The following is a 25576-nucleotide window of genomic DNA, read 5'->3' on the forward strand; positions in this document are numbered from 1 at the left end:
GTACAATATTCTGCTGATCACCGAGCAACATCGGCTGCTGGATTCACTCCTCTGGCAACAGACCGGGACCTATCTGCGCGCCTATCAGGAACGGTTCATACAATCGAACCCTGAGGGAGAGGTCCTCTTCTTTACGCCCTGGATCAGCCTTTCCGACAAGAACAACGCACGCGATTGGATTGAATACGAACGCGCCGCCATGCCGGTGTGGCAGTGTGTAGTTGCTAAGGTCAACGACCAGCCATTAAATCAAGGCCCCGCCCATCCTATTCGCATCGTGCCAGCGTCGCTAGCTCTGGCAAATCTCGTCGATCATCTCATTGCAAATCCATCGACATCAGGCTTTACAAATCAGAGCCCCCGCAAGATTGTCGACACCTTTTTCGAAGACGATGTGCACCTCACTGCAGCAGGAAACTATTTCATCGCCGCGCTGACCTTTCAGGCAATCTACGGCGAATTGAAAGTCGACGACATCCCGTCTAGCCTTGCAGACGACAAGGCACGCACTCTCCGTAAACTTGCAGCAGATTTTCTGGCGCGATACCGCACTGACAACCCGACTTTCGACAGTGAGGCCTGCGGTGACGGACCCAGCCTGTCGTTTATCTTCAAATACACAGGTTACATCGAACGGACCTATGTCCGACCCGAAAAGGGATATGTAGCGGCGAACGTGCAGAGATTTCGCGACATGTTGCGCTTCATACGGCAACTCAAGACCAGATCACACTTGATAACATGTGACCTGCACCCGGCAGGCTCACATCAAAGCTGTTCTAGCGCCTCTTGGCACCAACCAGCAGAGACTGCTTGCCAAGCAAAGCTGCGAAGGGTGAAAAGACCTTCTTCATCCGCGAACGGTCGGCTCTGTTCAAGACAACGCCTGCGATCTTCTCATGAACCGTCGGATTCATAACCATTGCCGTCTGAAGCATCACACCTGTCAGTTTGCCCCAATCGACGATGAGGATAAATTTATCGACGACCTGCGCGGCATTTTGAAGATCGCCAAGTGCTACAAGTGGCGGCAGATCGAAGATCACCAGATCGTAGTCTTTGAAAACTGCCGAGAGTTTCGGCATTGTCTCAGACCAGAAAAGCTGTGTCGTCACATCCATATCACTCTGATCGCCAAGACGCAGAAATGCGAAGCCCGCCGTCTGATCTTTCTCAATGAGAGACGCAACGTCGGCGTCTGCACCGTTGGCCAGCACCGGTTTTTCCGTATTGTCTACAGAAGAAACGAGAAGATGGGAGAGCGACTTGCGGTAGGGATCAGCATCAATGAGAAGAACTTTTTTCCCGGCTCTTGCTTTCATGACAGCGAAATTACCGGCGATGGTCGTCTTGCCCTCTTCGGAAATGGTCGAGGTAAACCCGACAATATTCGGGCCTTTTGCTTCCACGCTCGTAACAACGGTGTCGAGGTGGCGTAAAGTGTGCCAAAGCCCACTCGAAGGCTGGTTGGCAACAGAGTACAACAGATCAACCTTGTTCTTGCGACGTTTTCTCGGCAGCGTCGGCACGAGACCCATGCAGGGCTTGCCCACGATTTCCATAATCTGTTCAGGGGTACGGATCCGCTTGTCGAAAAACGCCAGTAGAAGAGAAATAACCGCTCCGAGCGAAACCCCGATAATAGCAGCCAGGACGATGATGAAGATGCCACGAATGTCGCTTTTGTGGATTGGCGGCAATGCCTCGGAAACGACCTGTGCCTTTGGCCCGACTTCCTGCAAACGCTCACGCAACCAGCTACTTGCCGTTTCTGCCGCCTCAAGCCGGTCCTGCTCCAGCTTTGCCAGATAGGTTTCCGTGACGGTGTTTGCGACTGTCGCGGCACGCTCTGCTGTTTCGGCCGTATATTTGATGCTGACCAGGTTGCTCATGCCCAGCCGTTGAACGTCCAAGGCCCTTCTGAAATCGTCGAGTGCCTCCGCCTCGTGGATAAGCTTGGCAGTCCGCTCTGCCGATGGCGGATTTTCTGCGGCGGCGGGTGAGCTGTCGATGATCTGCAATTTTGAGAGAACGTTCATCAGCACGGAGTCCGACGAGATTATCCGCATCTGCGTTTCGAGGAATGTCGGATCAAACTGCAGCTCTGCAAAAAACGCGTCATCGCGGCTCATCGTCAATCGCAGATTGGTAATGTTCAGCGTCGATGATGCCGTGTAAGCCGCGGGTCGATATTGGACGAATGCGACAGCGGCTGCAGACAATAATGCGGCAATCAAGATGATAAAAAAGATACGATTGCGTATCGCTTTCACCATCCAGCGCCAGTCATATGTATTGTCCGTCGATATCGGAAGTGACGGGATGGAATGGGTCTGCATGTTACGCGATAACATCATGTTTGCACCTGTCTGAAGACATCAAGACTGCAGCTGCCATCCCCGCCACATCACCTGAACACGCACGAATTAATCGTATTATATCAGGTCTTGTCGGCGAAACCGGCGCGCTTCCCCTACATCGATTTATTACCTGAAAGCTCCACCTTGATTATGTCTCCAGGCAGGATTGGAGTAACCTCGGTCGCCGAGATTTGCTGCATCTGCGCATCCCGGCCCCTTATGATTGTGAATTGCAAGCGTGGCAGCTCTTCTCGCTGTCTTGCTGTCTTGAATTGCTCCGTCTGCAGCGCAGCACCGGTTACCAATTGGCTTAATGATGTAAGCTGTTCATCAATCTCACGCATCATCGATCTTGCCCGCTGAAGACCTTCCTGAGCCGCCGTTTTACGGGTGCTGCCCAGCGTCTCAATGCGAAGCAATGCTTCCTGCACAGCGCGCTCGGCTCTGACTTTTTCGAACTCAAGCAGGCGCTGTTCTCGTTGAATATCGAATAGATCCCGCTGCAACGGCAAGCGACGGTTGGTAGCCAGGCCGGAATTCTCCAGTCTGGTCGCTTTTTCGACTTCGACCTGATACTCGGCAAGCTTGCTCGAGACAGTTTCAAGCTGCATCGCAATCGATGCTATTTCCGTTTTATGCAACTCGACCATTGCGCCTAGGGTTTTGGCCTGGTTTTCGTAGCTGTTGTTGTTGGCTGTGAATAACTCTCGTTGTTCATCCAAGGCGCGCGCATAGGATGGCGCAGCATCAGGGGGAGTTGGAGGAAAACCACGTTCGCCGACTTCAGCTTCATATCGCACCTGTTCGGCCAGCAGCGTTGCTTTTCTCAATTCAGCAACATTCAATTCCCCAACCCCGTTGATTGACGTGCGTGCGAGATCCCACTCTGAATAACCAACGGCGCGATAAGCTCCACCGGCGATGCTCATGGCATTCAATACCAGCATTTCGGGCCTGAATGCATATTCACCGGGTGATGTGACCGATCCCAGAATATAAAATGGTCTGTAGCCGACAACATCAATGGAAACGTCAGGAAGCTGTCGCTGATTTGCTTTCAGCTTCAGTTTTTCCGCAACGGCAGCTGCTAGCTGTGATGGCTCCAACCCACGCGCCTGGACTTCGCCGATCAGTGGCAGCGCTACACTCCCGTTTGCGCCAACCGACAGTTCAACATTGAGTATAGGCCATTCCGCCACATAAACACGCAACTTGTCCTGAACATCGAGCCTGTATTCCGCTGCCAGTGACGGTGCTGACGACAGAAAATATACCAACAGCCAAGATAATATAAATTTTAATGTATTCGCGGGTGTTCGAAAAAATAAGATTGCATGTTCGAATTTTACACAACTACACATTCGAACTCCTGTTAGCACATATTTTTATGTAATCTCGTACGCGGAATTTCGGTAGAATTTTCAGACCATGAGAATTAATACATGAGGTATTATCTATCTATGTTGAGTAAATAGAAAACGAATCAGAAAATCAACGAAAGTATTGATAATTCGACGTGTCAATATTGAAATATTCGCTTTGGCGAGCGCGTTGACGTGTTGCCACACCAATCACCAAGCCAAATGTCATTGCCAGCAAATATTGGATTTCCTTTGTGAATATAATCCATTCGAATCCAGAGTGGACGTAGGCGACGAACATCGCGATCGCGCACCCCAGCAGAATTTGGCCTTCAGTTTTGTCGTGATTTCGAAAGCCGGCTACAAATGCAAGCAGCATCGGCGTGAACACCATCAGACAAAAAGCAACCATACCGAGGTAGCCGGTCTCGGCACCGGCCAACATGTAGGCGTTGTGGACGATGGCGCGCCGGTTTCCTTCAGACGGGTCCACGCCGGCCCGGTCGGAGTAGCCCATGGATTGGGCTGCATAGACATAATGATTTGCGCCAACCCCCATCGGAAAATCGTGAAGCATGAAAAGAGCCGCTTGATTAAAGGCCGCACGCTCGTCATAGGCATCTTCATGGAGCGGACTTGCTTCAAAGCGTTTTTCGAATGTCGACACAGCGACCGGCAGAAGCATGACTGCCACCAGAACCGCACCACCGACGACGGCGATCTTGCGTCTGGTCAATCCGATAAGCGCCATCAGCGCGAACGTCAGGGCAATCCCAAAACCGGCCATTCCCAACGAGGCGCGCGACGCGGTGAAGATCAAGATCATCAACATGACGAGCACCGATCCAACCAGATAGAGCAGATTTTTGCGACCCGACAACAGCATGACAAGGTGCGGGAAAAGCACGAAGTGCACGGACATGCCCAAAGTGTTCTGATGGACAAAAAGCCCGGTATTCTGTGGAAGGCCCAACCCGAAACGCTGCCAGACAACTGCGATGAACTGGCCGACAATTCCGATCATCATGCCTTTGTAAATCAGGGACGGAACTTCCTCGTAGGCGCAGGCCCTGGCAACAACAACGACGATCAGGAACATCCTGAGATATTGCCAGACGCCGAAAAATGCAGCCATTGGCTCAGGCGCCTGCGTGACCGAAAGCATCAGAACAAATATATAGATAAGCATCGGCACATAATAAGCTTTGGGCGAATGCTGCGTTGGCAAGATAAGCAAAGCTATGAGGGCCATGAAATCGAGAATGGAAACTTCCATTCCCATCACAAAACCGCTCCACTCCTCCCAGGATACTATGCCAATATCCAGAAGAGGTACCGCAGTCAGGTAAAACGGAAAACTTCCGAATGATATCCAGAATATCCTTGACACAAAAGCGTATCGTCTCACCAATAAACTTATTGGAAAAATGCTGAGCAACAGAAGAGCGGCAAATGCAAACTTCAAAACTGTATCTCTGACGATTAACAATGTTGCTACTGGTCAATACAATTAACACATAGCTTGCGACATGAAAGGTCTTTGGTGCCGTGAGATTATTTTATTTGATAATTTTCTTAACGTTCATTTTAACAGCACCTTTTTCTGCTTCATCTAAAGCATTGGCGAGCGCTGGAATTCGTATTCACGAAATTACCATGGCTGCCCCGGATATCATCGCAGTCGAAATTCGCGACATGGATTTTCGTGTTGGACGTATCGTCGAGCTTGACGCGCCTGCATCTGCATCTGTCGGCTCCTGGATTTCTCACAAAGACGAATGGGGCATGGTTATCGGGTCAGATCGTCGACATCTGCGCATCTCCGATATCCCGCCAGATCAGTTTCTTGTTCGGGCAAAGTTTCTGAAGCAAAACAATTATCAGCTGGACGGCGCAGCACGCGTTGTGGCCGTCTACCGAAAATCCGTGCCGTACAGCTCTGGTTTTTATCGCGGCGACAGCGGCGCAACCGAAACAGGCGCCTCGTTCAAACACACATTTTATCTCAAACTGAATCAGCCGCTTAGCGAAGGAAAACATAAAATAACATGGCCTGAGGGTGTATTTCCACCAACGGATTTTGTCTTCGACACGCACCAGACACGTGCAATAGCTTTGCGTTCCACCTTTGTGGGACACAGGCCGGAAGACCCTTCCAAAATTGCCTATCTGGCATTGTGGCTGCCGGGAGGACCAGAGCGCGGCGCGGTCGACTTCCGCAAATACGGCATCGATACTTTCTCGCTCATTGACGAGACCGGCCTAGAGGTTTTCACAGCCCCGGTGCGTCTTCGCAGCCAGCCCGACGATCCCGAGCCGTCAAGCGGCCTTCCTCAGCCACTCGTCGATTACGCAGAAGGAACACCCTTTCCGGTTACAGCCATTCGTCCGGGAGCTGAACCCTACATCATGGCAACGGGCCACAAGCTGCTGGCCGGGCAACGTGTCGCGCTTCAGCGACTTCGTGGTGAACAGGATGCGAAAGCCGTGTTTGCAACAATTACAAGCACTGACGCCGACGGCTTCACTTTAAGGGATGTCAGCGAACCGCTGCCTGATGAACTCGAACCCGGAGCAAATGTCTCACTGACATATAAATCGAACCGCGCCGGAACGTTCGTGTTTGAGCTGGATTATTCCGCATGGAAAAATCCGGGCAAATACCGCCTGCGCCTGCCTGGCATTGGTGTGAGTGACACATTCGAGATTGCTGACGATCGCTGGTTGGCCTTGGCCCGCAATGGCATCGGCGGGCTTTACAATCATCGCAGCGGCATCCCGCTCGATAACCGTTTTGGGTTTGAACGTCCGGAGGCTTTCCGCCCCGGCCCAAACCTGCAGATACTCGAAAGTAACCTGCCACTTGTCTGGACGCCAAACTGGTACAACGGTTTTGTGCCGTTTGAGGAAGGTTCAAATGCCTCCTGGGTTACAACCAATGTTGCGCCCGATGACTATTGGGGCGGTTACATGGATGCAGGAGACTGGGACAGGCGTATTCAGCATCTGTCGGTTTCAGATGCATTCCTTGAACTTGACGAGTTTCTTCCCGCTAACAAACGCGCAAAACCGCTCGGGATTCCAAAATCAAGTGAACTTTTGCCGGGTTATGAGAGCCTCGACGGCGCACCAGACCTTATACACGAAGCGGTTTGGAACATTGATTTTTACCGACGCCTTCAACTGCCGGACGGAAGTGTGCGCGGCGGCATTGAAAGTACCGGGCATCCATTACCCGGTTCGACGAGCTTTCTGGAGCACCTGAAGATATTCACCTATGCGCCGGACCATGTCTCCACTTACAGATATGCGGCATCTGCTGCGCGACTTGCCCGCTTGCTGCGAGAAGCCGGTCAGCAAGACCTGTCGGAAACCTATCGCCAGAGCGCGCTGAAAGCCTGGGATGCGGCAGAACGAGGCTTCGAGAACCCGGACGAATTTTACGCAAAATCGATCGAGGCAGGAACCAAGGCCGGCGCGTTTTCTGCCGTATCATGGGAAGAACGCAAGGCCGCGTTGCAGAAAGATGCAGAAGGACCGCGCATTGCGGCAGCGGCTTCGCTGTTCAGGCTCGACAACAATCCATCCTTCGCCACCTTGGTCGAAACCGCGTGGAAAAAAGAGGGAGACGTTTATTTTCAGAAAGGCGATGGCGCCTGGGACTATCACCAAAGCGGTCATGCCGACCCAATATTGCGTGACCAGATTGAAAAAGCCTTTGTCCGCGAGGCCGGCACGCTTCTTTCTGTGCAATCGTCACTGGCCTATCCAAGCATGAAACATCCTTATGCGCCAGCAGGCTGGGGACAAGGCGGCCCGCCCGATTTCGGTCAAACCCTGCTCCTGTTCCGCGCCTATCAGATCAGCGGTGATGTCCAGATCATCCGCCTGTTGCAGCAAACCATGCATGGCCTGCACGGCGCAAACCAGCTTGGGATCAGCTTTACGACCGGGATCGGCCCCAGACAGATCGAGCATCCTTTGCACGAAGATCATCGCGCCATGGGCGTAGCGCCGCCACCTGGGATAACCATCTATGGCTGGGCGCCACAAAACGCCTCTGCATATGGCTGGGTTTTCGGGCCCTCATGGTCACCTCTGGCAGAAGTGGGACGCCCCGACGTGGTCGCGCAGCGCAAGGTGGAGCCAGATCGCTTTGCCCTGCCCTTCTTCGAATACCTGATCGAACATCCGGCAATCGTTATTCAGCAGGAATACACTGTCGATCAGACCATCGGTCCGGTGACGTTCATAGCGCTGTTTCTGGATGCAATTTAGTTCGGTCACCCACTGGAACTCAACAGAGCTTGGGATTGTAGAATAAACGGATGACACACTGCGTAAAAACCAAGCTTCAAGATTCCGCCGCCTCCATGAAGTTAAAGGCGCTAATAAAGACAGCGATCCTTGAAGCGTCCTCGTTATGGACAGCCAGTGGCCTGTACAAAAATTCGGCTATGCACGGGGTTATCTTTACCCTTCATCATGTCCGCCCAAGCCAGCCCGGCAGTAACCCACAGCAGAAAAATCTCGAAATCACGCCTGATTTTCTTGACTTGGCAATCAGCACTCTACGCGATTTGGGATATCGATTTATACGGCTTGAGGAGCTTGAAGCCGAAGCGAAGGATCACTCTGTACAACCATTCGCCGTGTTCACATTGGACGATGGATATCGCGACAACGTGACATACGCGCTTCCAGTGTTCGCCCGACATCAGGTTCCATTTACAATATTTGTATGCTCAGGCTTCATTCGACGGACCCACAGCATGTGGTGGGAAACGGCCTTCGAACTCGTGCAGCAACGACAGTCTCTGCATTTCGATTTCGGCGAAGGTCGCGAACATGTGGCTTTGGCATCGCCAGACGCCAGAGACGCTGCATATCAACGCCTGTCGCGCTTTATTATGAACTCTGATGAAGCGAAAGCCATCGACAAGCTCAATCAGACGGCATCAGATTGCGGTATTGATCCTATGAAGCCCGTTGACGAGACGATCCTCGATGAGACCGAACTCATAGCACTTTCTCGCCACCCACTGGCCACGATCGGCGCGCACTCCGTCAGTCACCGGGCAATGGCCAGGTTGACCCAAGATGAACTGACAGAGGAACTAACATCATCGCGCCATTACCTGGAAACTTTATTGTCTCAGGAAATCTGTACTTTCGCATTTCCCTACGGTCATCGTGCTGAAGCGGGACCAAGAGAGTTTGCGGCTGCAGGTGCGTCAGGCTTTAAACTGGCGGTTACCACAGTGCAGGCGCCAGTTTGCAATGAGGACGTGACGTCGGCATTGCAACTTCCGAGAGTCAACATCGATGGCCGCTGGCAACGCCGCAGATATGTGGCTGCACTCGCATCCGGATTGCCGTTCCGGGTATTGGGAACCTTCGCCAACAGTCGATGACTGGATCCTGTTGGCAACAGTATGTGTAATTATGAACACCTTAAATATTTCAGCGAGATAATACTGCTTGCGGCTCGGAATTATTTTACATACTGAATAACATATCACCATTAGGCGCTTGGGTTGAGGCCGAAGTTTATGAGCATGATTTCACCGGTGCTTTGGCTTTTCTCTATATGTACTGCAATACCCACGGCTCTATATGGAATGGAAGTTTCCATGTCGTTCCTGAGACGGCAAGTTGCACCATCTCCTGCCGAACGCCTCCCAGCTGCCATCATTATTCCCGCCCACAATGAAGAAGACGGAATTGCGAGAACGGTGCTCAGCGTAGCTTCGCAAATGCGCCCATTCGACCGGCTTTTGGTTGTGGCCGACAATTGCACAGATGCCACGGCTGAAATAGCAAGAACCGCTGGCGCCGAGGTGCTGGAGCGAACTGATCTTAAGCTCCGCGGCAAGGGTTATGCACTGGATGCGGGATTGCAGGCCATTGCGCAAGATCCACTGCCCTTCGTGGTTTTTATTGATGCAGACTGCATAATCGAGGCAGGTGGGCTCGACGCGCTAGTCAGAGCATCAAATGCCCAGAGTGGAGCAGTCCAGGCCGTCAATCTTATGCTTGCGCCGACTGGTGCAAGCATCGGGACCAAAGTTGCCGAGTTTGCTTTTCTGATCAAAAACAAAGTTCGGCCAAAGGGGCTGGCGCGCATGGGCGTCGGATGCCAACTCACCGGAACCGCCATGGCGTTCCCGTGGGCCCTTATTCGGGACGTGAACATCGCGAGCGGAAACCTCGTTGAAGATATGAAGCTGGGACTTGATCTCACGCTGGTCGGAAAGCCGCCGACACTCTGCGAGACATCATATATCTATAGCTTTTTTCCGCAATCCAAGACTGGAGCGGCAACCCAACGGCAACGTTGGGAAAGTGGGCATATTGCGACAATCTCAGAAGCGTTCCGCGCTCTGCCCAAGGCTCAAATCCTCAAAGAGCCAAAACTGGCGCTTTTGATGCTGGATCTGCTTATCCCACCTTTGAGCCTGCTTCTTTTGAGCTTGGTTATTGTCGGCATGACTGAAATCGGCCTGATCATTTCATTTGATATGCCCGCTGGCCCGTTCACAGTGACAATGCTTGCACTTATGTGGCTGCTCGGAACAACAAGTTTGGCGTGGCTAAAGTACGGAATGACAGCTTTACCGCCAAAAGACCTTATCCAGGTCCTGCCCTACGTCGTCAGTAAAATACCTCTCTATCTTACCATAATTGCTGGTCGGCAGAACAAAAGCTGGATCAGAACAGACCGCTCCAACGGCAGTGAACCTTTTTAATATAGTCGCACGTACTAACTACATGCGCGGTTCGACGACAAATGTAATTATTATTAGTAATACTAAGTACATCAAAAGACGACGATAAATTGATTATTTTGCAGCCTACTATCTCTCCGAGTAGCGATGAGGTAGCACCATGCATCTCAAATAAGAAATTCCAGACGACAAACAATTTCTTTCACGAGGAAATTGTATTGACTCGCTTCACAACAATACTGCATTATTAATAACTGCTTAACTAAATATAAAATTACAAAACGCATAGTTTTTTTTCGGGGGGAACGACGATGGAAAATGTGTCGATCAATGCCGACGCGTGGGAAGTCAAACAACGGTTTTTGGATGTTCCGTACAACACTTTACGGTTTCATGAGGTTATTGCCGCAATTGAGGGCGTCAAACACACCGATGGTTTTTTTTACATCGTTACTCCGAACGTCGATCATGCCGTTAGATTACGCGGCGATAACATCCTGAAGAATATTTACGAGCAGTCCTGGCTTTCTCTATGTGACAGCAAGCCTATTTCGTGGATGGCGAAATCGCTGTCTTTTCCGTTGCCGCTGGTGACCGGATCAGACCTGACGGCATGTCTTTTTCACGAAGTAATTCAGCCAGGGGACCGCGTTACCTTGATAGCTCCTTACGAGGAGGTCGCACAGCGCATGATGGAACGGTTCCCGGACGTCCACATTACCTACCACGTGCCGCCACGTAATGTGATCACCAATGAAGAGGCGATGCGCGCCTGTGCAGAATTTGCCGCCCGGGACAAGCCAAACTTCATATTCATAGCTGTTGGGTCACCACAGTCTGAACTGATCGCTTACGAAATATCACACACAGCAGGTTCAACCGGCGTTTGCATCTGTTGTGGGGCATCTTTGGAATTCATCACAAACCTTCAGACAAGGGCGCCATTCGTCATGCAGAAATTCGGCTTTGAGTGGCTCTATCGACTGATGTCCGATCCCCGCAGGCTTTGGCGCCGCTATGTCTATGCGGTCCCGCCGCTTGTTCGGATGTTTGCCGCTGAAGCGATGATGCGCTCAAAATCCAGGCAACGGGCAAGGTCGGAAAAGAATATCGTCGAAAAGCAGCTTGAAAAGCCCAAGACCGCTTGAAAGCGATCATTTCCTGAACGCGAAGGCCGAGATACCTCAGCGCTGCAATTATGGCTGCCGTTTTATCATCGAGAAAAGCCGCTGGTCCTCGAAGCGTCGCACGCTTGCGCGATGGATCAACTGAACGGCGACAACAACAAACGGAACTGGCCAAACAAGGCACAGAAGCAGCCCCACAACGTACCTGCTCCAGGGCAGTTTTCGTCGCGCAGATTCAACTGAGTTTGCGATGGCAAAAATAGATGCGATCATCAAATACAGGATCCCAGCTATCGTCATACCAATACCTTCCCGTCACAGCCAGAATGACGACGCCCCGCGTCAAGTACTCACCTAGCCAAAGTAGCTAAAGCACGATTCGGCTTCAGTTAGAAATACCAGCCGTGCCTTTCGCGAAGCTTGGTAAATACTCACTGTGGCTTTTTCATTGCGAAATTTTTGCTTTTTGAATGGAGTTCCTCCCCTTTTTTAGGGGGCTGGGCTGGGATAAGCAAAAGTATTCTCCAGAGGTGTCCGGCAAGCATCCAGATGCCACCAACGTCTGACGATCGCCAGTGAATTGGCGATGCGGCGCGGACCTTACTGACGTTACTCGATCTGGCTGAAGATATTGTGCGCTCGACGCACACAGTAGAAACCCGATCTGACCAGTTGATATCAGTTAAACAATCAGATCGGGATGAGTGATAAACGGCGCCGCCTGGTTAGACGACGCTACTGGAAACATCCGCTCATCAGGCGGCAACGCTCACGTCATCAAGCAGAAAATGCACGATGACATACTTGGATTGGCGCACATTTCCACTTTCTGATTTTTCTTCAACGGTGCCACCATCGGCTGGATGCCAACGCTGATAATGCGGGTTGTTCGCGATGAGCGTAATTGCCTTTCCTGCCGACTTGCCTTCGAGACGATAACGCGCCTCCGCAAGAGGCCAGATGCGCTCATAATCCTGCTGCAGCATTCGAACTTTTAAAGCCTTACGAAGAGCTTCCGGGTGAGAGGTCGGGTCATCTGAGGCATTACCTGTGACATCAAGTGTCACCTCCTCAGCACCCTGTAACAAGGAATTGTATTCTTCCGGCCACGTTCGTTTCATGAAACTGCTCCTCCAAGCTTACTCCACACCATGAATGTAGCGCGTTTAGAGCGGTAAGCAACGGCGATTTATCGTTGTTTTGTGGACGAAAAGTCGCGGTCTGTCTCAGGTGGAAATAACCGTTCTGGACGATGATCACATGGGTTACGCGGCGACTTCTCACGCGGTTCTACCAACGCATGCCCCTTGAAAGTGCCGTAAGTCAGCCGCCACTGCGGTGGCGATGATGTCACGCAACCAGCGATGTGCGGGCTGAGTATCCGGCCTTTTATGCTAGCGCAGGCCCGGACAACGGCAGCACTGCGCGAAGCATCGATGCAGGTTCTGAAGAGCCGATTTGACCGCGCAGTCCGCGAAGGTGAACTACCTGAGGGAACGGATACGGACACACTGGCCCGTTTCTACGGCGCTGTCATTCAAGGCATGTCCGCTCAGGCCTGCGACGGCGCATGTACGACAAGATTAAAAGCACTGGTCGATATCGCCCTGAATGCGTGGCCCGGCAAGCGCTGACATTCGCCAAAGCCACCCTTTGCGCGAAGAGCGCGTTGTCATTCGAGTGTTTCGCCCAGAGTATCGGCAACAAAGGCACCGCGCTGGCCCATGGGTTTGGGCGAGCCGGTGGTGGTGTCGCGCGCCGTCTGGTGTTCCAACTCTGCGTTTATCTGGGCACCGACGATCAGGATGATGACTGAAATCCACACCCACACCATCAGACCTATCAAGGCCCCAAGCGTGCCATATGTGGCATTAAAGTTCGCGAAATTTTCAAGATAGTACGAAAACAGCAGCGAGGCGACGAACCATAGAGATGTGCTGAACAAGACACCCCAGTTGATCCACCGTAGCTTGGCTTGCTCGCGGCTGGGGCCGAAGCGGTAAACTACGGTAATTCCGAAGCCGACGAACAGAATGAGGAATGGCCAGCGAGCGAACCGGGCCAGTAACTCCTGCCACCGGTCAAGCCACAGATAGGCCAGAGCTGCCGGCAGGACACCAATCGCTGCAATGATGACAATGACGACGATCAGAGCCCCGAATGTAAACGCCAATGAGAGGAGGTTGAGGCGGAAGAAATTGCGTTTTTCGCTTTCCTTGTACGCAACATTCATCGCTTCGAACAGCGCTTTCATGCCACTATTGGCACTCCACAGGGCAATGATGAGACCGCTGACGAAAGCGATGCTCAGTGTTGAACTCTTTTGCTGGGCAAGCGCATGCAACTGGCCAAGCACGATGTCAAAGGACCCGGGCGGCAGGATCCGCGCCAAAAAGCTGATATGATCGATGATCGTCACCGGATCAGCGATAAAGCCGTAAAGCGCCACCAGTGCACCCAGGGCAGGAAACAGCGATAGAAGCAGGAAATAGGTAACGCCAGCAGCGATCAACGTGACCCGATCAACCATAAGCGCTTTGACAATACGCCAGAACACATCGCGCATGCCCTTTGCAGGGATTTCGTTGGGCGCATCTGCATCCCGTCCTATGGACTTGTCGAGATCACGTTTCAAATATCTGCCTATCCATCATTCACATGTTTCGCATCCACACCAAGTGCCTGCGATGCGCTCCACATCAGCACCGCCACCGCCCTTGTTGGCGCACGTTCCTGTATTAATCCGGGCTGGAAATCGACGGTGGGCGAATTTCCACCGCAGATTTTTTGCCGCTGTTGTCCTTGGCAAATTCCTCATCGGCGTGTTGATTGGCTTTGGTCGCCTCTTCGGCCTGCTGGTCGGTCATTTGGTGCTCTTTTTCAGCACGCAGCCAATGATCGTTGTGAAAACCGCTTTCGCGGCCCTCCTCCTCCCAGATTTTATAGGCCAGTTGGCGGATTTTTTCTTCCCTGTCGGTCATGACACTTCCTCCCTTATTATTACCTCCAACCCCGTCGAAACCGAGTTGTTCCGTATTCCAGAAGAGAAAAATGCAAGACGCTTAATATCCTGTCATTTCAAGATATCCGCGACCCGACGCACTGCCTTCAAACGTGATCGGACCCTCCCAATAAGGCGTTGATGTCGCCATCCATGCCTGATCGTTGAGCGCCTTGGTAGTGATGTCTAGACCACGACTTGGTATTCGCATCCGCCACTCCACGGGGATCGACTTGCCGTTGACATCCGCAGATCTCAGCGGTTCGAAAGACACATCGCCGGACGCGAGCGGCGACGGTGTGCCGTCAGCGCTGATCCAGTTTGCGGATGTGTAACCTTCACCGCTGTCGCGCAGCCTGAAGGCCATGACTTTTTCCCCGCTATCCAGATGCAGGGAAAACCAGTCCCATCCGGTCTGGTCGGCAGCAAGCGGCTGCGATGACCATTCACGGTCAAGCCAGGCCTTTCCCTTCACTTCGACAGATTGCCCGTCAAGCTCCACCCGACCGGTGACGGCGTAGAACGGCTGCGAATAATAATAGCTTGCCTGCCCAGCCAGTGATTTTACCGAATACCCGTGGTCACCTTGAAGTATCAGCGGCCCTTGCGCTTTCAGTGTCAGATCATAGGAAAAATCCTTCCCACTGGCCTTGAGCGATACGCCATCCAGACCGTCCTGCCCGGCAGTCAGGATACTCTTCATCTGCCAATCATCAATCCACGCTGCAAATGGCTCAGCCGCTACTCCCGCCTGCCCTACACCACCTCGGCCAAATTTTTCGGTGACATGATGGCTGGTTGCGGTCGTAATGGCCGCGTGACCTATCCATATTTGGGGATCAGACCAGCCTGCCCGCTCTTGCGGGGCAAGTGCCGAACGGAACAATGTCCATTGAGCACCGAGCGGACGACCATCGACCGTCTCCAGATTGGCCGTGACATACCACCATTCGATCCTGAAATCGGGATGCGCAGCGTGGTCATGTGGAAACTGCAACGCCACGCCTTTTTGCGGCACGGTAAACCCCTCGGCATTTGAACCGAGCCCGGCGAAACCTTGCGCAACAGCGGCGACCGGTGCAGCCGTGATCAATGCGAAGACGATAAAAAAACCCGCTTTAACGTTCATTGGCAAACACCCTCAGTAGATCGGCAGGATCGGTTGTGGCCAGTCGTCGCACCGGGATCAGAACCGAAATCAAAGCCGCCAGCAGCGCAACAACGCCGAGCTTCAGCCAGTCGAATGGAAACAGGATCAGGGGCAACCTCCAGCCAAAAGCCTCGACATTGACGATTGCAAGCAAAACCCACGCAAGCGCAACTCCGACGGGAACCGCCGCGACAAAGGTCGCCAGCCACAAGGCGATCGTTCGGACGATTTCGAGTAGCGCGAGATCACGGCGGCGAAGCCCCATCGCCCATACGGGAGCAAGCTGCGGCAGTCGAAGTGCTGACAATGTCAGCAGGCTGGAAAACATTGCAAAGCCGGCGACCGCGAGCGTGAGAATGTTAAGCGCGCCGGTTACCGCAAATGTCTGCTCAAAGATCTCCGTCGACTGCCGTTTCAGGGCGGCCTGATCGATGACGTTGCTCTCTGGCAGGCCAAACTCTTCTGACAGCTTTTTTCTGAATTCCGGCACCTGTTGCGGGTCCATACGCAAACCATACCGAAGTTTCGCCACATCAGGATAATGCCGGACAAGTGCGTCGAGCCCGATCATGACCTGGCCACTTGGATTGCCGTAGTCAGAGAACACGCCAACAATCTCTGCGGACCAGCCACCGGGCAGGTTAATCCGTTCACCAAGGTTTGCCTTGCCGGTTCGCCAAAGCTGCTCATTGACAAGCGCGCCTTGTCCACTGGCAATCTCGTCCCAGGTCGAGGTGGAGCGAGCAATCAAGGGCCAGTGGTCGCGGTAGGTGGCATCATCTGCAACGCCTGAAATCTGTATGTGCCTGCCAAGCACCTCACCTTCCGTGCTCCAGATCGGCAGAATGGCCGTGACATGTCCGGGCAGCCAGCCACGTAGCCTCTCGGCTTCCGCCTCATTGCGCGCTGTAACATACACCTCTGCGGCAAGACGCTGATCCAGCCAGCCCAAGAAGGTCTGCCGAAAACTGGACACCATTGTGCCGACACCGACATTGGCCGAAAGTGCCAGAAGCAGCGCCATCAGTGCCAGGGAAAGACCTGGCAATTGCTGGCGCGTGTCAGCCCAGAACCATTGCATGAGAACCTGTCGGGACATGTATTGTCCAGCAGCCATCACCAGTGACAACAGGGCTGGCAAAATAAGGGCTGCACCAAGCAGCAGCGCCCCGAGCACGGCAAAACCGGAGTAAAGCCCCTCGCCAGCGACCGCGATAATGGCAGAGACAAACAGCAAGGCAACGCCAACACCTGACTGAACCATCAGCATTTTGGTTGACACGCGCGCCCAGGCTCTTTGTTGGGCAGCCGCTAGTATCGGCATTTTCCAGACATGCAGCAGATGTTGCACCGACGACAAGGCCGTGCCAGCCAACGCCATGGCCAGCCCTGCCAACCACCATTGCGGTCTGATCGAAAGTCCGCCTGCGACACTTGCCCCGTAGAGACCGCGCAATGTCGCCGCGACACCAGGCAGGAGAGCAGACGCTACGAGGTAACCCAGCACGACGCCCAGCACACCTGCGAGAAGGGCAAAGGCAATGGTTTCGATGGCAAGCATTGTCGTGAGCGAGCGCAGCGATACTCCAAGCGACCGCAATGTTCTGAAGGTCGCGCGGCGTTGCTCAAAAGACAGGCCTGTCGCTGAGTAGACAATGAAAAGGCCGACTACGAATGCCAGAAAACCGAATGCTGTCAGATTAAGATGAAAACTGTCGGTCAGCTGGGCAACGTCAGGTCGCCCGCCGGCATCGCGCACCATCAGGTCCGGTGCTATCATTGTGATGGCTTCAAGCCCTGCTTTCTGGTCAGGCGAGATCACGATCCTGCTCAATTCGCCATTGCGGTTCAGCAGCCGGTCGGCAACACTAATGTCAACAAAAGCTGCGCCATCGGGAAGATCCGCCTCTATTTTGACCGATAGACCGGCGGTATCGGTCAGGCGTGCGGCAGTCGCAGCCGACACGATCAACTGACCGGGCGAACGGACAAATTCGGTAAGACCCGCGGCGCTTGAAACTGGGGTAATCTGTGCTTGCAAGGGCATGCTCAGTGGATCGATGCCAATCAGCCGGATGCGCGTCTGACCAAACCTGTAGTCACCCTCGATAACCGGTGAAGCAGACCAGCCCAAGCGGCGCAATTTTGCATATGTCTCGGTGGCGATAGTGCTTCCGTTTCGCGGCACCAATTGATCGAGAGCATTCTGGTCGAAGACGGCAGCAGCACGTCCGTAACTTGCCCTCGCCTCCGCATTGATTGCCTGCACGCCAGACCACAGCGCGGTTGCAAGCGCCACCCCCAGAATGAGTGTTGTCAACTGCAGTGGTCTGTAACGCCAATGGGACAGCAGCGCCCAGAAGGCAATCATCCTCATGTGACAACCCTTCCGCCACTCAGAGTAATCCGCCGGTCCAGCTTGTCGGCCAGTCTGTTGGAATGCGTGACCAGAAGAAGGGCAATATCCGCCGATTTGGTCAGTCGCAACATGATATCGAGCACGATATCAGCCGTGGCTTCGTCCAGATTGCCGGTCGGTTCATCTGCAAAAATAAGCGACGGTCTGGCCGCCAGCGTCCGCCCGATCGCCACCCTTTGCTGTTGGCCACCAGAAAGCTGTTCGGGGTAGCGATGAAGAAGCTGACCAATGCCAAGTTCTTCAACGAGTTGCGTTTCCCACACCGGATCAAAACGATCCGCGAGCTTGGCGTGAAACGAGATATTGGCTTTCACATCCAGACTTGGAATGAGATTGAACTGCTGGAAGATGACCCCGACATCGCGCCTGCGAAAGTCTGCACGACCGGCATCATCGAGATTGGTGATGTCGCGCCCGTTGACAGTGATAGTGCCGCTATCTGGCTTGTCCAACCCGCCTGCCAGGTGCAGAAGCGTGCTTTTGCCGCTACCGGATTCACCCGTCAGCGCAAGGCTCTCGCCTTTTGCCAGATCAAGCGTCACACCTTTCAAGACCGGGATTTGCCCTTCGGCCGACGGGTATGATTTGGTGATATCAGAAAGCGAAAGGATCATGGCAGTCTCACTAAGGAATATCAGGTGGAGCCACCCGCGCGTCGCTGCCGACGTCGCCAGTTTGCGACGCGGCGTGCGTCATCTATAATTCCACAGGCCAAACGATACCACCCATTGATCACCCCATGGGAGGGAAATGGCGTTGATTTGGTGGGGAATGACGAATAAAGGACCGTCTGCTAGGCGACGCGACAATCCTGAACTGCCTTCAAAAAGGCATCCGGCAAGCATGGTTTGTTGATCCAGAAACGGCTCGCCCACGTAATTTCCGCAGCGGTATCAACCTGCGCATCATCAGCAGAATGCACAATGATGGGGACATTGCGGGATGAGAGGATTCCAGCGACCTCGTCCGAGGCACCGTCACGCAGACGTGTCTCTATAACCGCCAGCTGTGGTGTGTTGGTGTTCAGCCAATCTTGCGCTTCGGCACATGAGGTAAAGGTGACAACGTTTGAAAAACCGGCGCTCGTGAGCAAATCTTCGACCTCAAGGGCGATGAGCGGCTGGTCGTCCAGCACCAGAACGGTGTCATATATACGCGTTACCAGTGTAACTTCTCCTTGCAAGAAACCGCAGCTTAGCAGTTTCTGACGCGCATAGGTGGAAGGTATGCCAGCGTACATAAAATCCGTGGAATTTCCGGAATGCTATAGAATCACCAACCGTTTGAAATAGCTCAGGGCTTAACGGCTGTGGGTTCGGACTCACGCCCGTCAACGAGTGCCATGAACGTTTCGGACCACCCCGCCTCTCGCAGTCGACTCCTAGCTCTTTTGCCTCCCCATGAATTCGCAAGTGTGACCGATGCGTTGACGCCGGTTGACCTCCCGAAGGGCGAAGTCATCGCGAGTGCCAATGGCACCATCGAGTATGTCTATTTTCTTTGCAGTGGCATCGGGTCGGTGGTCACCGCATCCAAGGATGGTCAAAGGTCCGAAGCCGGCATGGTCGGGCGCGAGGGGTTTTGCCCGACTTCGGCAGGCGTGGGCGGAACCATCAGTGTTCACGAGGTGCTAATGCAGGTGTCGGGCGAAGCCTACCGCATGCCGATCGACGCGGTGAATGACAAGCTGTCGGCCAATCCGATCTTTGCAAACCTGCTAGCAAGATTCATCCAGACATTTGCCGCACAAATATCATACACGGCCCTCTGCAACGCCAATTATCAGGTCGACCAACGCCTGGCCCGATGGTTACTGATGTGCCACGATCGGCTGGACGACGATGAAATAAGCCTCACCCACGACTTCGTTTCCCTGATGCTGGCGGTTAGACGACCCAGTATCACCAACGCGTTCCATGTTCTGGAAGGCATGAAGCTTGTTGTGGCAGAGCGCGGCAGGGTGACGATCCGTGATCGCAAGGGACTTGAGGAATTTGCCGGGGGTGCCTATGGCGAACCAGAAGCGGAGTATCGTCGACTGATCGGTCCGTTTTGATCAGTTATTTTTTCAAATGATTTTGCACAACGTCGTGGAAGGATACGCTGAACAGAAGTTTGCCAGCGTCATCCGATACATCCACATATTCATCAGCCACCACGCGCCCGCTCTTGATGAGTGCAGCAACCATTTCTCGGACCGCACCAATGGCACTCACGCGAGCAGCATCATCATTCGAAAAGTCATCGCCCTCGACATCGGAAACGATTTCTCCGTCACGGCGTAAGTGAAAGAAATATCGGCTCATATCGACAACATCAGTCTGAGGGCGTTGTCATGTTTGGCTTCGTTTGCAACGTTCATGGGAAAAGGTCCTTCATAAGACGCCGGTACTCTGCCTCCGGCTTTCCGTAAGCGTCATGTGCAAACTCTTCAAGCGCAGCCCTGTTCCTTATTGTAATCATGCCACGTTGTGATTTGAGAAAACCGTTACCTTCCAACACGTGAAGTGAGGTGGTGACGCTTGGTCTACGTACAGCCAGCATTCGGGCAATAAACTCATGGGTCAGTGCGATCTCGTTTCCCGTCACACGGTCGTGGCACATCAAAAGCCAGCGTGCGAGCCGCTCATTGACCTCGTGGACAGCGTTGGAAACTGCTGTCTGAGCAAGTTGGACTGAAAAAGCCTCGATTGACCGAATAACAATCTTTGAAAAGCTAGTATTTTCCATAGCAGCGCGGAAGTTTTTGTAGTCAACGCGATATGCATCGCCGGAAAGCTGCATCGTTACATCGTGCGAACTGGTTTCCACTTCGGCAATGGCAGTTGTTGGCACATACCCTTCAAAGCCGAAAATTCCTGCCTCTGCACTGTTTCCATCAGGCGTCGTAGTCACGAGCGAGCCTATGCCCGACGCCAGAAAGTATACATGGTCGATCGGTTCACCCACCCGGGCGAGAACTGTGCCACGAGGCAAGTCGACATATTCCAGGTGCTTTGCAATCAACGAAAAATCGTCGGGCGGAAGAATGGATAGTAGTTTGTTCCGAATGGAATCCTGATTGGCTGACACCATGACGTTCGCTTCCGTCTTGAGGCAAGAGTTGGCACCCCTCATCGTCTGCGCCTTCGAACACCCTGCAAACGACTACGGAAAGCTTATACGCAGGTAATCTGTTCAGCAACCCGACTTGCCGTCTTGCTTACCAACCAAATTTATTGGCTCGCACGGAACATCTGAGCCCTCTTGATGATTTAAAAGAACTAGCTCAGGAGAAAAATCATGAAAAATCCAGTATCGCCTGCCGTTCAGTCGCTCCGCAAGGAGCAGGCTGCCGTCAAAGACAAGAGCGCAAATGACGACCTGCAGAACGCGATTGAAGATACGTTTCCCGCATCCGATCCTTTGTCGATAACGCAAACCTCCGTGCCTTCGGGACGGACCGATGTTGACGCCGCAGAGAAGCTTGAAAACAGCGCTGCCCTCATAACATCCGGAACCGCCGCCCGTGACGACGACGCTACACGTCAGGAACTGCGAGAGCTCAGCAGCGAGATTACGAAACTTTCCGACGCCATTCGTTCTGTCGGCACATCATCTGCCAGATTGGCGAAAGCGGAAGTTCGCGACCAGGTGGAAACGATTGAGGAGAAGGTGCGCGCTCAACCCTTATTGTGGGTATCAATGGCGGCAGCGGCCGGGTTTCTGTGGGGATCTGTCAGAGGCCGTTAACGCCCTACCTGAAATGGCTGGCAGTCACCTCTCGCGGCGATAAATTTTTGTTGAACTGGTGTGTTGCAACAAATTTAGCCCGCATGTGTTCCTGAAACGAAGCGTGGCATCAATCTGCCCCGCCAGCACTCAAGGGAGCCAACTGTCGATGTTCAGTAAAAACTACATTCTCGCCACCACGATGCTTGCATGCAGCCTCATTGCGGTTCCCGTTTCGGCCCAAGACAGCAACACCGCAGAAACAGGAAAAGCAAATGCGCCGCAGCAGGCGCCGGCGTTTGAAAACCAGACGCGGGCACCGTTGCCTGAAAACCAGCCACGTGTCGAAATGAAGGTTATTGCCAAGGACTTGCCACACCTGTGGGCAATGGAGTTCCTGCCGGATGGCCGCATGCTGGTCACCGCAAAGGAAGGTGCCATGCACATTGTCTCGCAAGATGGCAGTGCCGTCAGCGAGCCTATTGAAGGCGTTCCGGAAGTAGCCTCTGCTGGTCAGGGCGGCCTGCTGGACGTTGCGCTCGCACCGGACTTTGAGACATCCGGCATGATCTATTTCTCGTTTTCAGAACCCCGCCAAGATGGCAACGGCACTTCCGTGGCCACAGCAAAATTGGTCGAGGTCGATGGTGGTGCAAAACTCGAAGGTGTAACGACCATATTCCAGCAGACACCGAGTTACGACGGTGACAAGCATTTCGGTTCACGCCTGGTATTTGGACCGCAGGGTGAGTTGTATGTGACGGTCGGAGAGCGTTCAGACGCGGAAGTGCGCACTGGTGCGCAGGATCTGGCAAGCGGTTTTGGCAAGGTTTTCCGCATCGACACATCAGGCAAGGCAATTGAAGGCAATCCATTCATCGCCACGGATGGCGCGCTAGATGAGATCTGGAGCTTGGGACACCGCAATGTTCAGGCAGCAGCCCTCGATGGGCAGGGACGTCTGTGGCTGGTCGAACACGGTCCCAAGGGCGGCGATGAACTCAATCGACCGGAAGCCGGGAAAAATTACGGTTGGCCAGAGGTAACCTACGGCATTGAATACAGCGGTCGCGCAGTGGGAGATGGTATTACCTCACAGCAAGGTACCGAGCAGCCGGTCTATTACTGGGACCCCGTTATCGCGCCCTCCGGCATGGCCTATTATGATCATGACCTGATCCCGGAATGGAAAGGCGCGTTTCTGATTGGCGGACTTGTCAGCCAGGGCATCGTCGCGGTCCATATGGATGGTGATCGTGTATCACATGAAGGACGGCTCGATCTCGAAGCACGTATCCGTGATGTGAAAGTTGCACCTGACGGTTCCGTTTTTGCAGTGACCGAAGAACGCGGTGGTGGAAACTCGACAATCATCAAAATCACCAATGCAACCTGAATAAAACTGCGGGCTGTTTAACCGCCGCCCGCCATATCAAAGCACTGCGCGCAACTGCTACGCGGCTCGCGCGGTGCATAATACATCCACCGGCATTGTACGCCAGCATGTTCCTTTTTTGTTCCTTTTGTGTTATGCAGACGCCAACATTTACGGGCGTTCGGAATCGTCCGGGCCTGAACGCCATCACAGCAATGGCGTGACGGACTATGTAGCAGCGCGAAATGAGAGCATTTACAGGCAACAAATGACGGCGACCTATCTGGAAAAACTCAATGACCAGCAACGAAGTGCTGTCGTGCATGGCGTCGGCGCAGTGGATGGGCAAGTCGGCGGACCACTGCTGATTATTGCCGGTGCTGGTTCTGGCAAGACCAATACGCTTGCGCATCGCGTCACACATCTCATCGTCAATGGCGCCGATCCCCGCCGAATTTTGCTGATGACGTTCTCCAGACGGGCAGCTTCAGAAATGACCCGGCGCGTCCAGCGCATTTGTCGGCAGGTTCTGGGCGAAAATTCCGCCGTCATGACCGATGCACTTGCGTGGGCGGGCACATTCCACGGCATCGGCGCACGGCTTTTGCGGATCTATGCCGAACAGATCGGACTGAACGTCGATTTCACCATTCATGATCGCGAAGATAGCGCCGATCTGATGAATATCGTCCGGCATGATCTCGGTTTTTCCAAAACCCGGGACCGGTTTCCGACCAAGGGAACGTGCCTTGCCATCTATTCCCGCGTGGTGAATTCGGAATGTTCGATTGCCGAAGCGCTGAAAACCTCATGGCCGTGGGTCACGGAATGGGAAAATGAACTGAAGGAATTGTTCGGCGCCTATGTCGAGGCCAAACAGGCGCAGAATGTTCTCGACTACGACGACCTGCTTCTCTACTGGGCCCAGATGGTGTCCGATACAGAGCTGGCAGCAGATATCGGCAATCGTTTCGACCATATTCTGGTCGACGAATATCAGGACACCAACCGTCTGCAGGCATCCATTCTCAGGTCGCTCAAACCAAATGGTCAGGGCCTGACGGTGGTTGGCGATGACGCACAGTCGATCTATTCCTTTCGCGCCGCTACCATTCGCAACATTCTCGATTTTCCGAAGGAATTTTCGCCGCAGCCAGCTGACGTGATTACTCTCGACAGGAATTACCGCTCGACGCAGCCGATCCTCGCCGCCGCCAATGGTGTGATTGATCTTGCCCGTGAGCGCTTTACCAAGAACCTGTGGACCGACCGTGTGTCCGAACAGCGGCCAATGCTGGTCACCGTAAAAGATGAAACGGACCAGGCCGCCTATATTGTCGAACAGGTCCTTGCCAATCGCGAGATCGGTATATCGCTCAAACAGCAAGCCGTGCTTTTCCGTTCATCCAACCACAGTGGTGCTTTGGAAGTTGAGTTGACCAGGCGCAATATTCCCTTCGTAAAATTTGGCGGGTTGAAGTTTCTCGACAGTGCTCATGTCAAGGACCTGCTGGCCGTACTGCGTTTTGCCCAGAACCCGCGTGACCGCGTGGCCGGTTTCAGACTGCTTCAGATGTTACCGGGTATTGGCCCACAAACGGCAGGTAAAATCCTCGACACTATAACGGCAGAACCGGAGCCGCTGATCTCGCTCGCGGAGATTCCGCCTCCACCCAAGAGTGGTGAAGACTGGGCAAAGTTTATCACTCTTATGGTAGGCCTGAGGAAGATGGGGGCGAGCTGGCCTGCCGAGATTGGCCTGGCTCGCCTGTGGTACGAGCCCTATCTTGATCGCATTCACGAGGATGCTGACACGCGCAAGGCCGATCTCATCCAGCTTGAGCAGATCGCAGCAGGTTATGCCAACCGGGAAAGATTTCTGACTGAACTGACCCTTGACCCTCCTGACGCGACCAGTGATCAGGCTGGGGTTCCGTTGCTTGATGAGGATTACCTGATCCTGTCGACCATCCATTCTTCCAAGGGTCAGGAATGGCGCTCTGTTTTTATGCTCAATGTGGTTGATGGCTGCATTCCTTCTGACCTCGGGGTTGGCACGACGGCCGAGATCGAAGAAGAGCGACGTTTGCTCTACGTTGGAATGACCCGGGCGCGTGACAGCCTTTCGCTCATTACCCCGCAACGCTTTTTTACCCATGGACAAAACACGCAAGGTGACCGTCACGTCTACGCCTCGCGCACCCGCTTCATTCCCGCGACATTGCTGCAATTCTTCGAGTCAACAAGCTGGCCGAAGATAAGCCCTAACGCCAGCGAGCGTAGTGCCACCCAGATACGCATGGATGTCGGTGCGCGGATGCGCTCCATGTGGAAGTGACGGTGA

At 53.5% G+C, this 25576-nt stretch carries 20 protein-coding genes and 1 pseudogene; 9 read left to right on the forward strand and 12 right to left on the reverse strand.

Features of this window, described 5'->3' with window-relative positions; translation table 11 throughout:
- Positions 1-779 precede the first annotated feature (779 nt).
- From IB237_RS21905 to IB237_RS21915, 3 genes are all read right to left on the reverse strand, one after another.
- Positions 780-2357 (reverse strand): AAA family ATPase, encoded by a 1578-nt coding sequence (locus IB237_RS21905; protein ID WP_192490845.1) that lies wholly within the window; start codon positions 2355-2357, stop codon positions 780-782.
- Positions 2358-2473: 116 nt separating this feature from the next.
- Entirely contained in the window at positions 2474-3721 is a 1248-nt protein-coding gene (locus tag IB237_RS21910; RefSeq protein WP_192490846.1) for a polysaccharide biosynthesis/export family protein, read from the reverse strand.
- A gap of 130 nt (positions 3722-3851) precedes the next feature.
- On the reverse strand, positions 3852-5003 hold the full coding sequence (locus IB237_RS21915; protein WP_192490847.1) for an O-antigen ligase: 1152 nt from the start codon (positions 5001-5003) through the stop codon (positions 3852-3854).
- 374 nt (positions 5004-5377) lie between these two features.
- Between IB237_RS21915 and IB237_RS21920 the strand changes: the two genes are divergently transcribed.
- From IB237_RS21920 to IB237_RS21935, 4 genes are all read left to right on the forward strand, one after another.
- Positions 5378-7999 carry a glycoside hydrolase family 9 protein gene (locus IB237_RS21920; RefSeq protein ID WP_192490848.1) on the forward strand — a complete coding sequence of 874 codons (2622 nt, stop codon included), beginning with the start codon at positions 5378-5380 and terminating at the stop codon, positions 7997-7999.
- Between the two features lie 50 nt (positions 8000-8049).
- Entirely contained in the window at positions 8050-9135 is a 1086-nt protein-coding gene (locus tag IB237_RS21925) for a polysaccharide deacetylase family protein (RefSeq protein ID WP_192490849.1), read from the forward strand.
- 138 nt (positions 9136-9273) lie between these two features.
- Entirely contained in the window at positions 9274-10470 is a 1197-nt protein-coding gene (locus tag IB237_RS21930) for a glycosyltransferase family 2 protein (protein ID WP_192490850.1), read from the forward strand.
- A gap of 299 nt (positions 10471-10769) precedes the next feature.
- Positions 10770-11597, forward strand: a complete 828-nt coding sequence (locus tag IB237_RS21935) for a WecB/TagA/CpsF family glycosyltransferase (RefSeq protein ID WP_192490851.1) — start codon at positions 10770-10772, stop codon at positions 11595-11597.
- A 734-nt stretch (positions 11598-12331) separates the two neighbouring features.
- Here the strand turns inward: IB237_RS21935 and IB237_RS21940 are convergent.
- Positions 12332-12697 carry a hypothetical protein gene (locus tag IB237_RS21940; protein ID WP_192490852.1) on the reverse strand — a complete coding sequence of 122 codons (366 nt, stop codon included), beginning with the start codon at positions 12695-12697 and terminating at the stop codon, positions 12332-12334.
- Positions 12698-12979: 282 nt separating this feature from the next.
- On the opposite strand from IB237_RS21940, the pseudogene IB237_RS21945 reads away from it, so the two are divergent.
- Positions 12980-13210: pseudogene (locus tag IB237_RS21945) on the forward strand (TetR/AcrR family transcriptional regulator); the annotation flags it as partial.
- Between the two features lie 38 nt (positions 13211-13248).
- Here the strand turns inward: IB237_RS21945 and IB237_RS21950 are convergent.
- The 6 genes from IB237_RS21950 to IB237_RS21975 all read right to left on the reverse strand — a co-directional run bounded on the left by IB237_RS21950 (position 13249) and on the right by IB237_RS21975 (position 19386).
- Positions 13249-14211, reverse strand: a complete 963-nt coding sequence (locus IB237_RS21950; RefSeq protein ID WP_246788181.1) for a YihY/virulence factor BrkB family protein — start codon at positions 14209-14211, stop codon at positions 13249-13251.
- Positions 14212-14314: 103 nt separating this feature from the next.
- Positions 14315-14557, reverse strand: coding sequence for a DUF2934 domain-containing protein (locus IB237_RS21955; RefSeq protein ID WP_192490853.1), 243 nt, complete (start codon positions 14555-14557; stop codon positions 14315-14317).
- An 81-nt stretch (positions 14558-14638) separates the two neighbouring features.
- On the reverse strand, positions 14639-15706 hold the full coding sequence (locus IB237_RS21960; protein ID WP_192490854.1) for a lipocalin-like domain-containing protein: 1068 nt from the start codon (positions 15704-15706) through the stop codon (positions 14639-14641).
- Positions 15696-18104, reverse strand: coding sequence for an ABC transporter permease (locus IB237_RS21965; RefSeq protein WP_192490855.1), 2409 nt, complete (start codon positions 18102-18104; stop codon positions 15696-15698). The genes IB237_RS21960 and IB237_RS21965 overlap by 11 nt, the downstream gene beginning before the upstream one ends.
- Complete coding sequence (locus IB237_RS21970; protein ID WP_192490856.1) at positions 18101-18760, reverse strand: ABC transporter ATP-binding protein; 660 nt, start codon at positions 18758-18760, stop codon at positions 18101-18103. Before IB237_RS21970 ends, IB237_RS21965 begins: the two co-directional genes overlap by 4 nt.
- A 179-nt stretch (positions 18761-18939) precedes the next feature.
- Positions 18940-19386, reverse strand: a complete 447-nt coding sequence (locus tag IB237_RS21975; protein ID WP_192490857.1) for a response regulator — start codon at positions 19384-19386, stop codon at positions 18940-18942.
- 174 nt (positions 19387-19560) lie between these two features.
- On the opposite strand from IB237_RS21975, the gene IB237_RS21980 reads away from it, so the two are divergent.
- On the forward strand, positions 19561-20202 hold the full coding sequence (locus IB237_RS21980) for a Crp/Fnr family transcriptional regulator (protein WP_371815379.1): 642 nt from the start codon (positions 19561-19563) through the stop codon (positions 20200-20202).
- A 4-nt stretch (positions 20203-20206) separates the two neighbouring features.
- Here IB237_RS21980 and IB237_RS21985 read toward each other — a convergent pair whose 3' ends face one another.
- Positions 20207-20452 (reverse strand): hypothetical protein, encoded by a 246-nt coding sequence (locus tag IB237_RS21985; RefSeq protein ID WP_192490859.1) that lies wholly within the window; start codon positions 20450-20452, stop codon positions 20207-20209.
- A gap of 52 nt (positions 20453-20504) precedes the next feature.
- On the reverse strand, positions 20505-21221 hold the full coding sequence (locus IB237_RS21990) for a Crp/Fnr family transcriptional regulator (RefSeq protein ID WP_192490860.1): 717 nt from the start codon (positions 21219-21221) through the stop codon (positions 20505-20507).
- Between the two features lie 207 nt (positions 21222-21428).
- Between IB237_RS21990 and IB237_RS21995 the strand changes: the two genes are divergently transcribed.
- The 3 genes from IB237_RS21995 (at position 21429) to IB237_RS22005 (ending at position 25570) form a co-directional block, all read left to right on the forward strand.
- A complete protein-coding gene (locus IB237_RS21995) occupies positions 21429-21878 on the forward strand; it encodes a hypothetical protein (protein WP_192490861.1) in 450 nt (149 codons plus the stop codon).
- A gap of 148 nt (positions 21879-22026) precedes the next feature.
- On the forward strand, positions 22027-23253 hold the full coding sequence (locus IB237_RS22000; protein ID WP_192490862.1) for a PQQ-dependent sugar dehydrogenase: 1227 nt from the start codon (positions 22027-22029) through the stop codon (positions 23251-23253).
- A gap of 247 nt (positions 23254-23500) precedes the next feature.
- Positions 23501-25570, forward strand: a complete 2070-nt coding sequence (locus IB237_RS22005; protein ID WP_192490863.1) for an ATP-dependent helicase — start codon at positions 23501-23503, stop codon at positions 25568-25570.
- Positions 25571-25576 lie beyond the last annotated feature (6 nt).

The sequence above is a fragment of the Agrobacterium sp. AGB01 genome (genome assembly GCF_014851585.1).
Lineage (GTDB): Bacteria > Pseudomonadota > Alphaproteobacteria > Rhizobiales > Rhizobiaceae > Agrobacterium.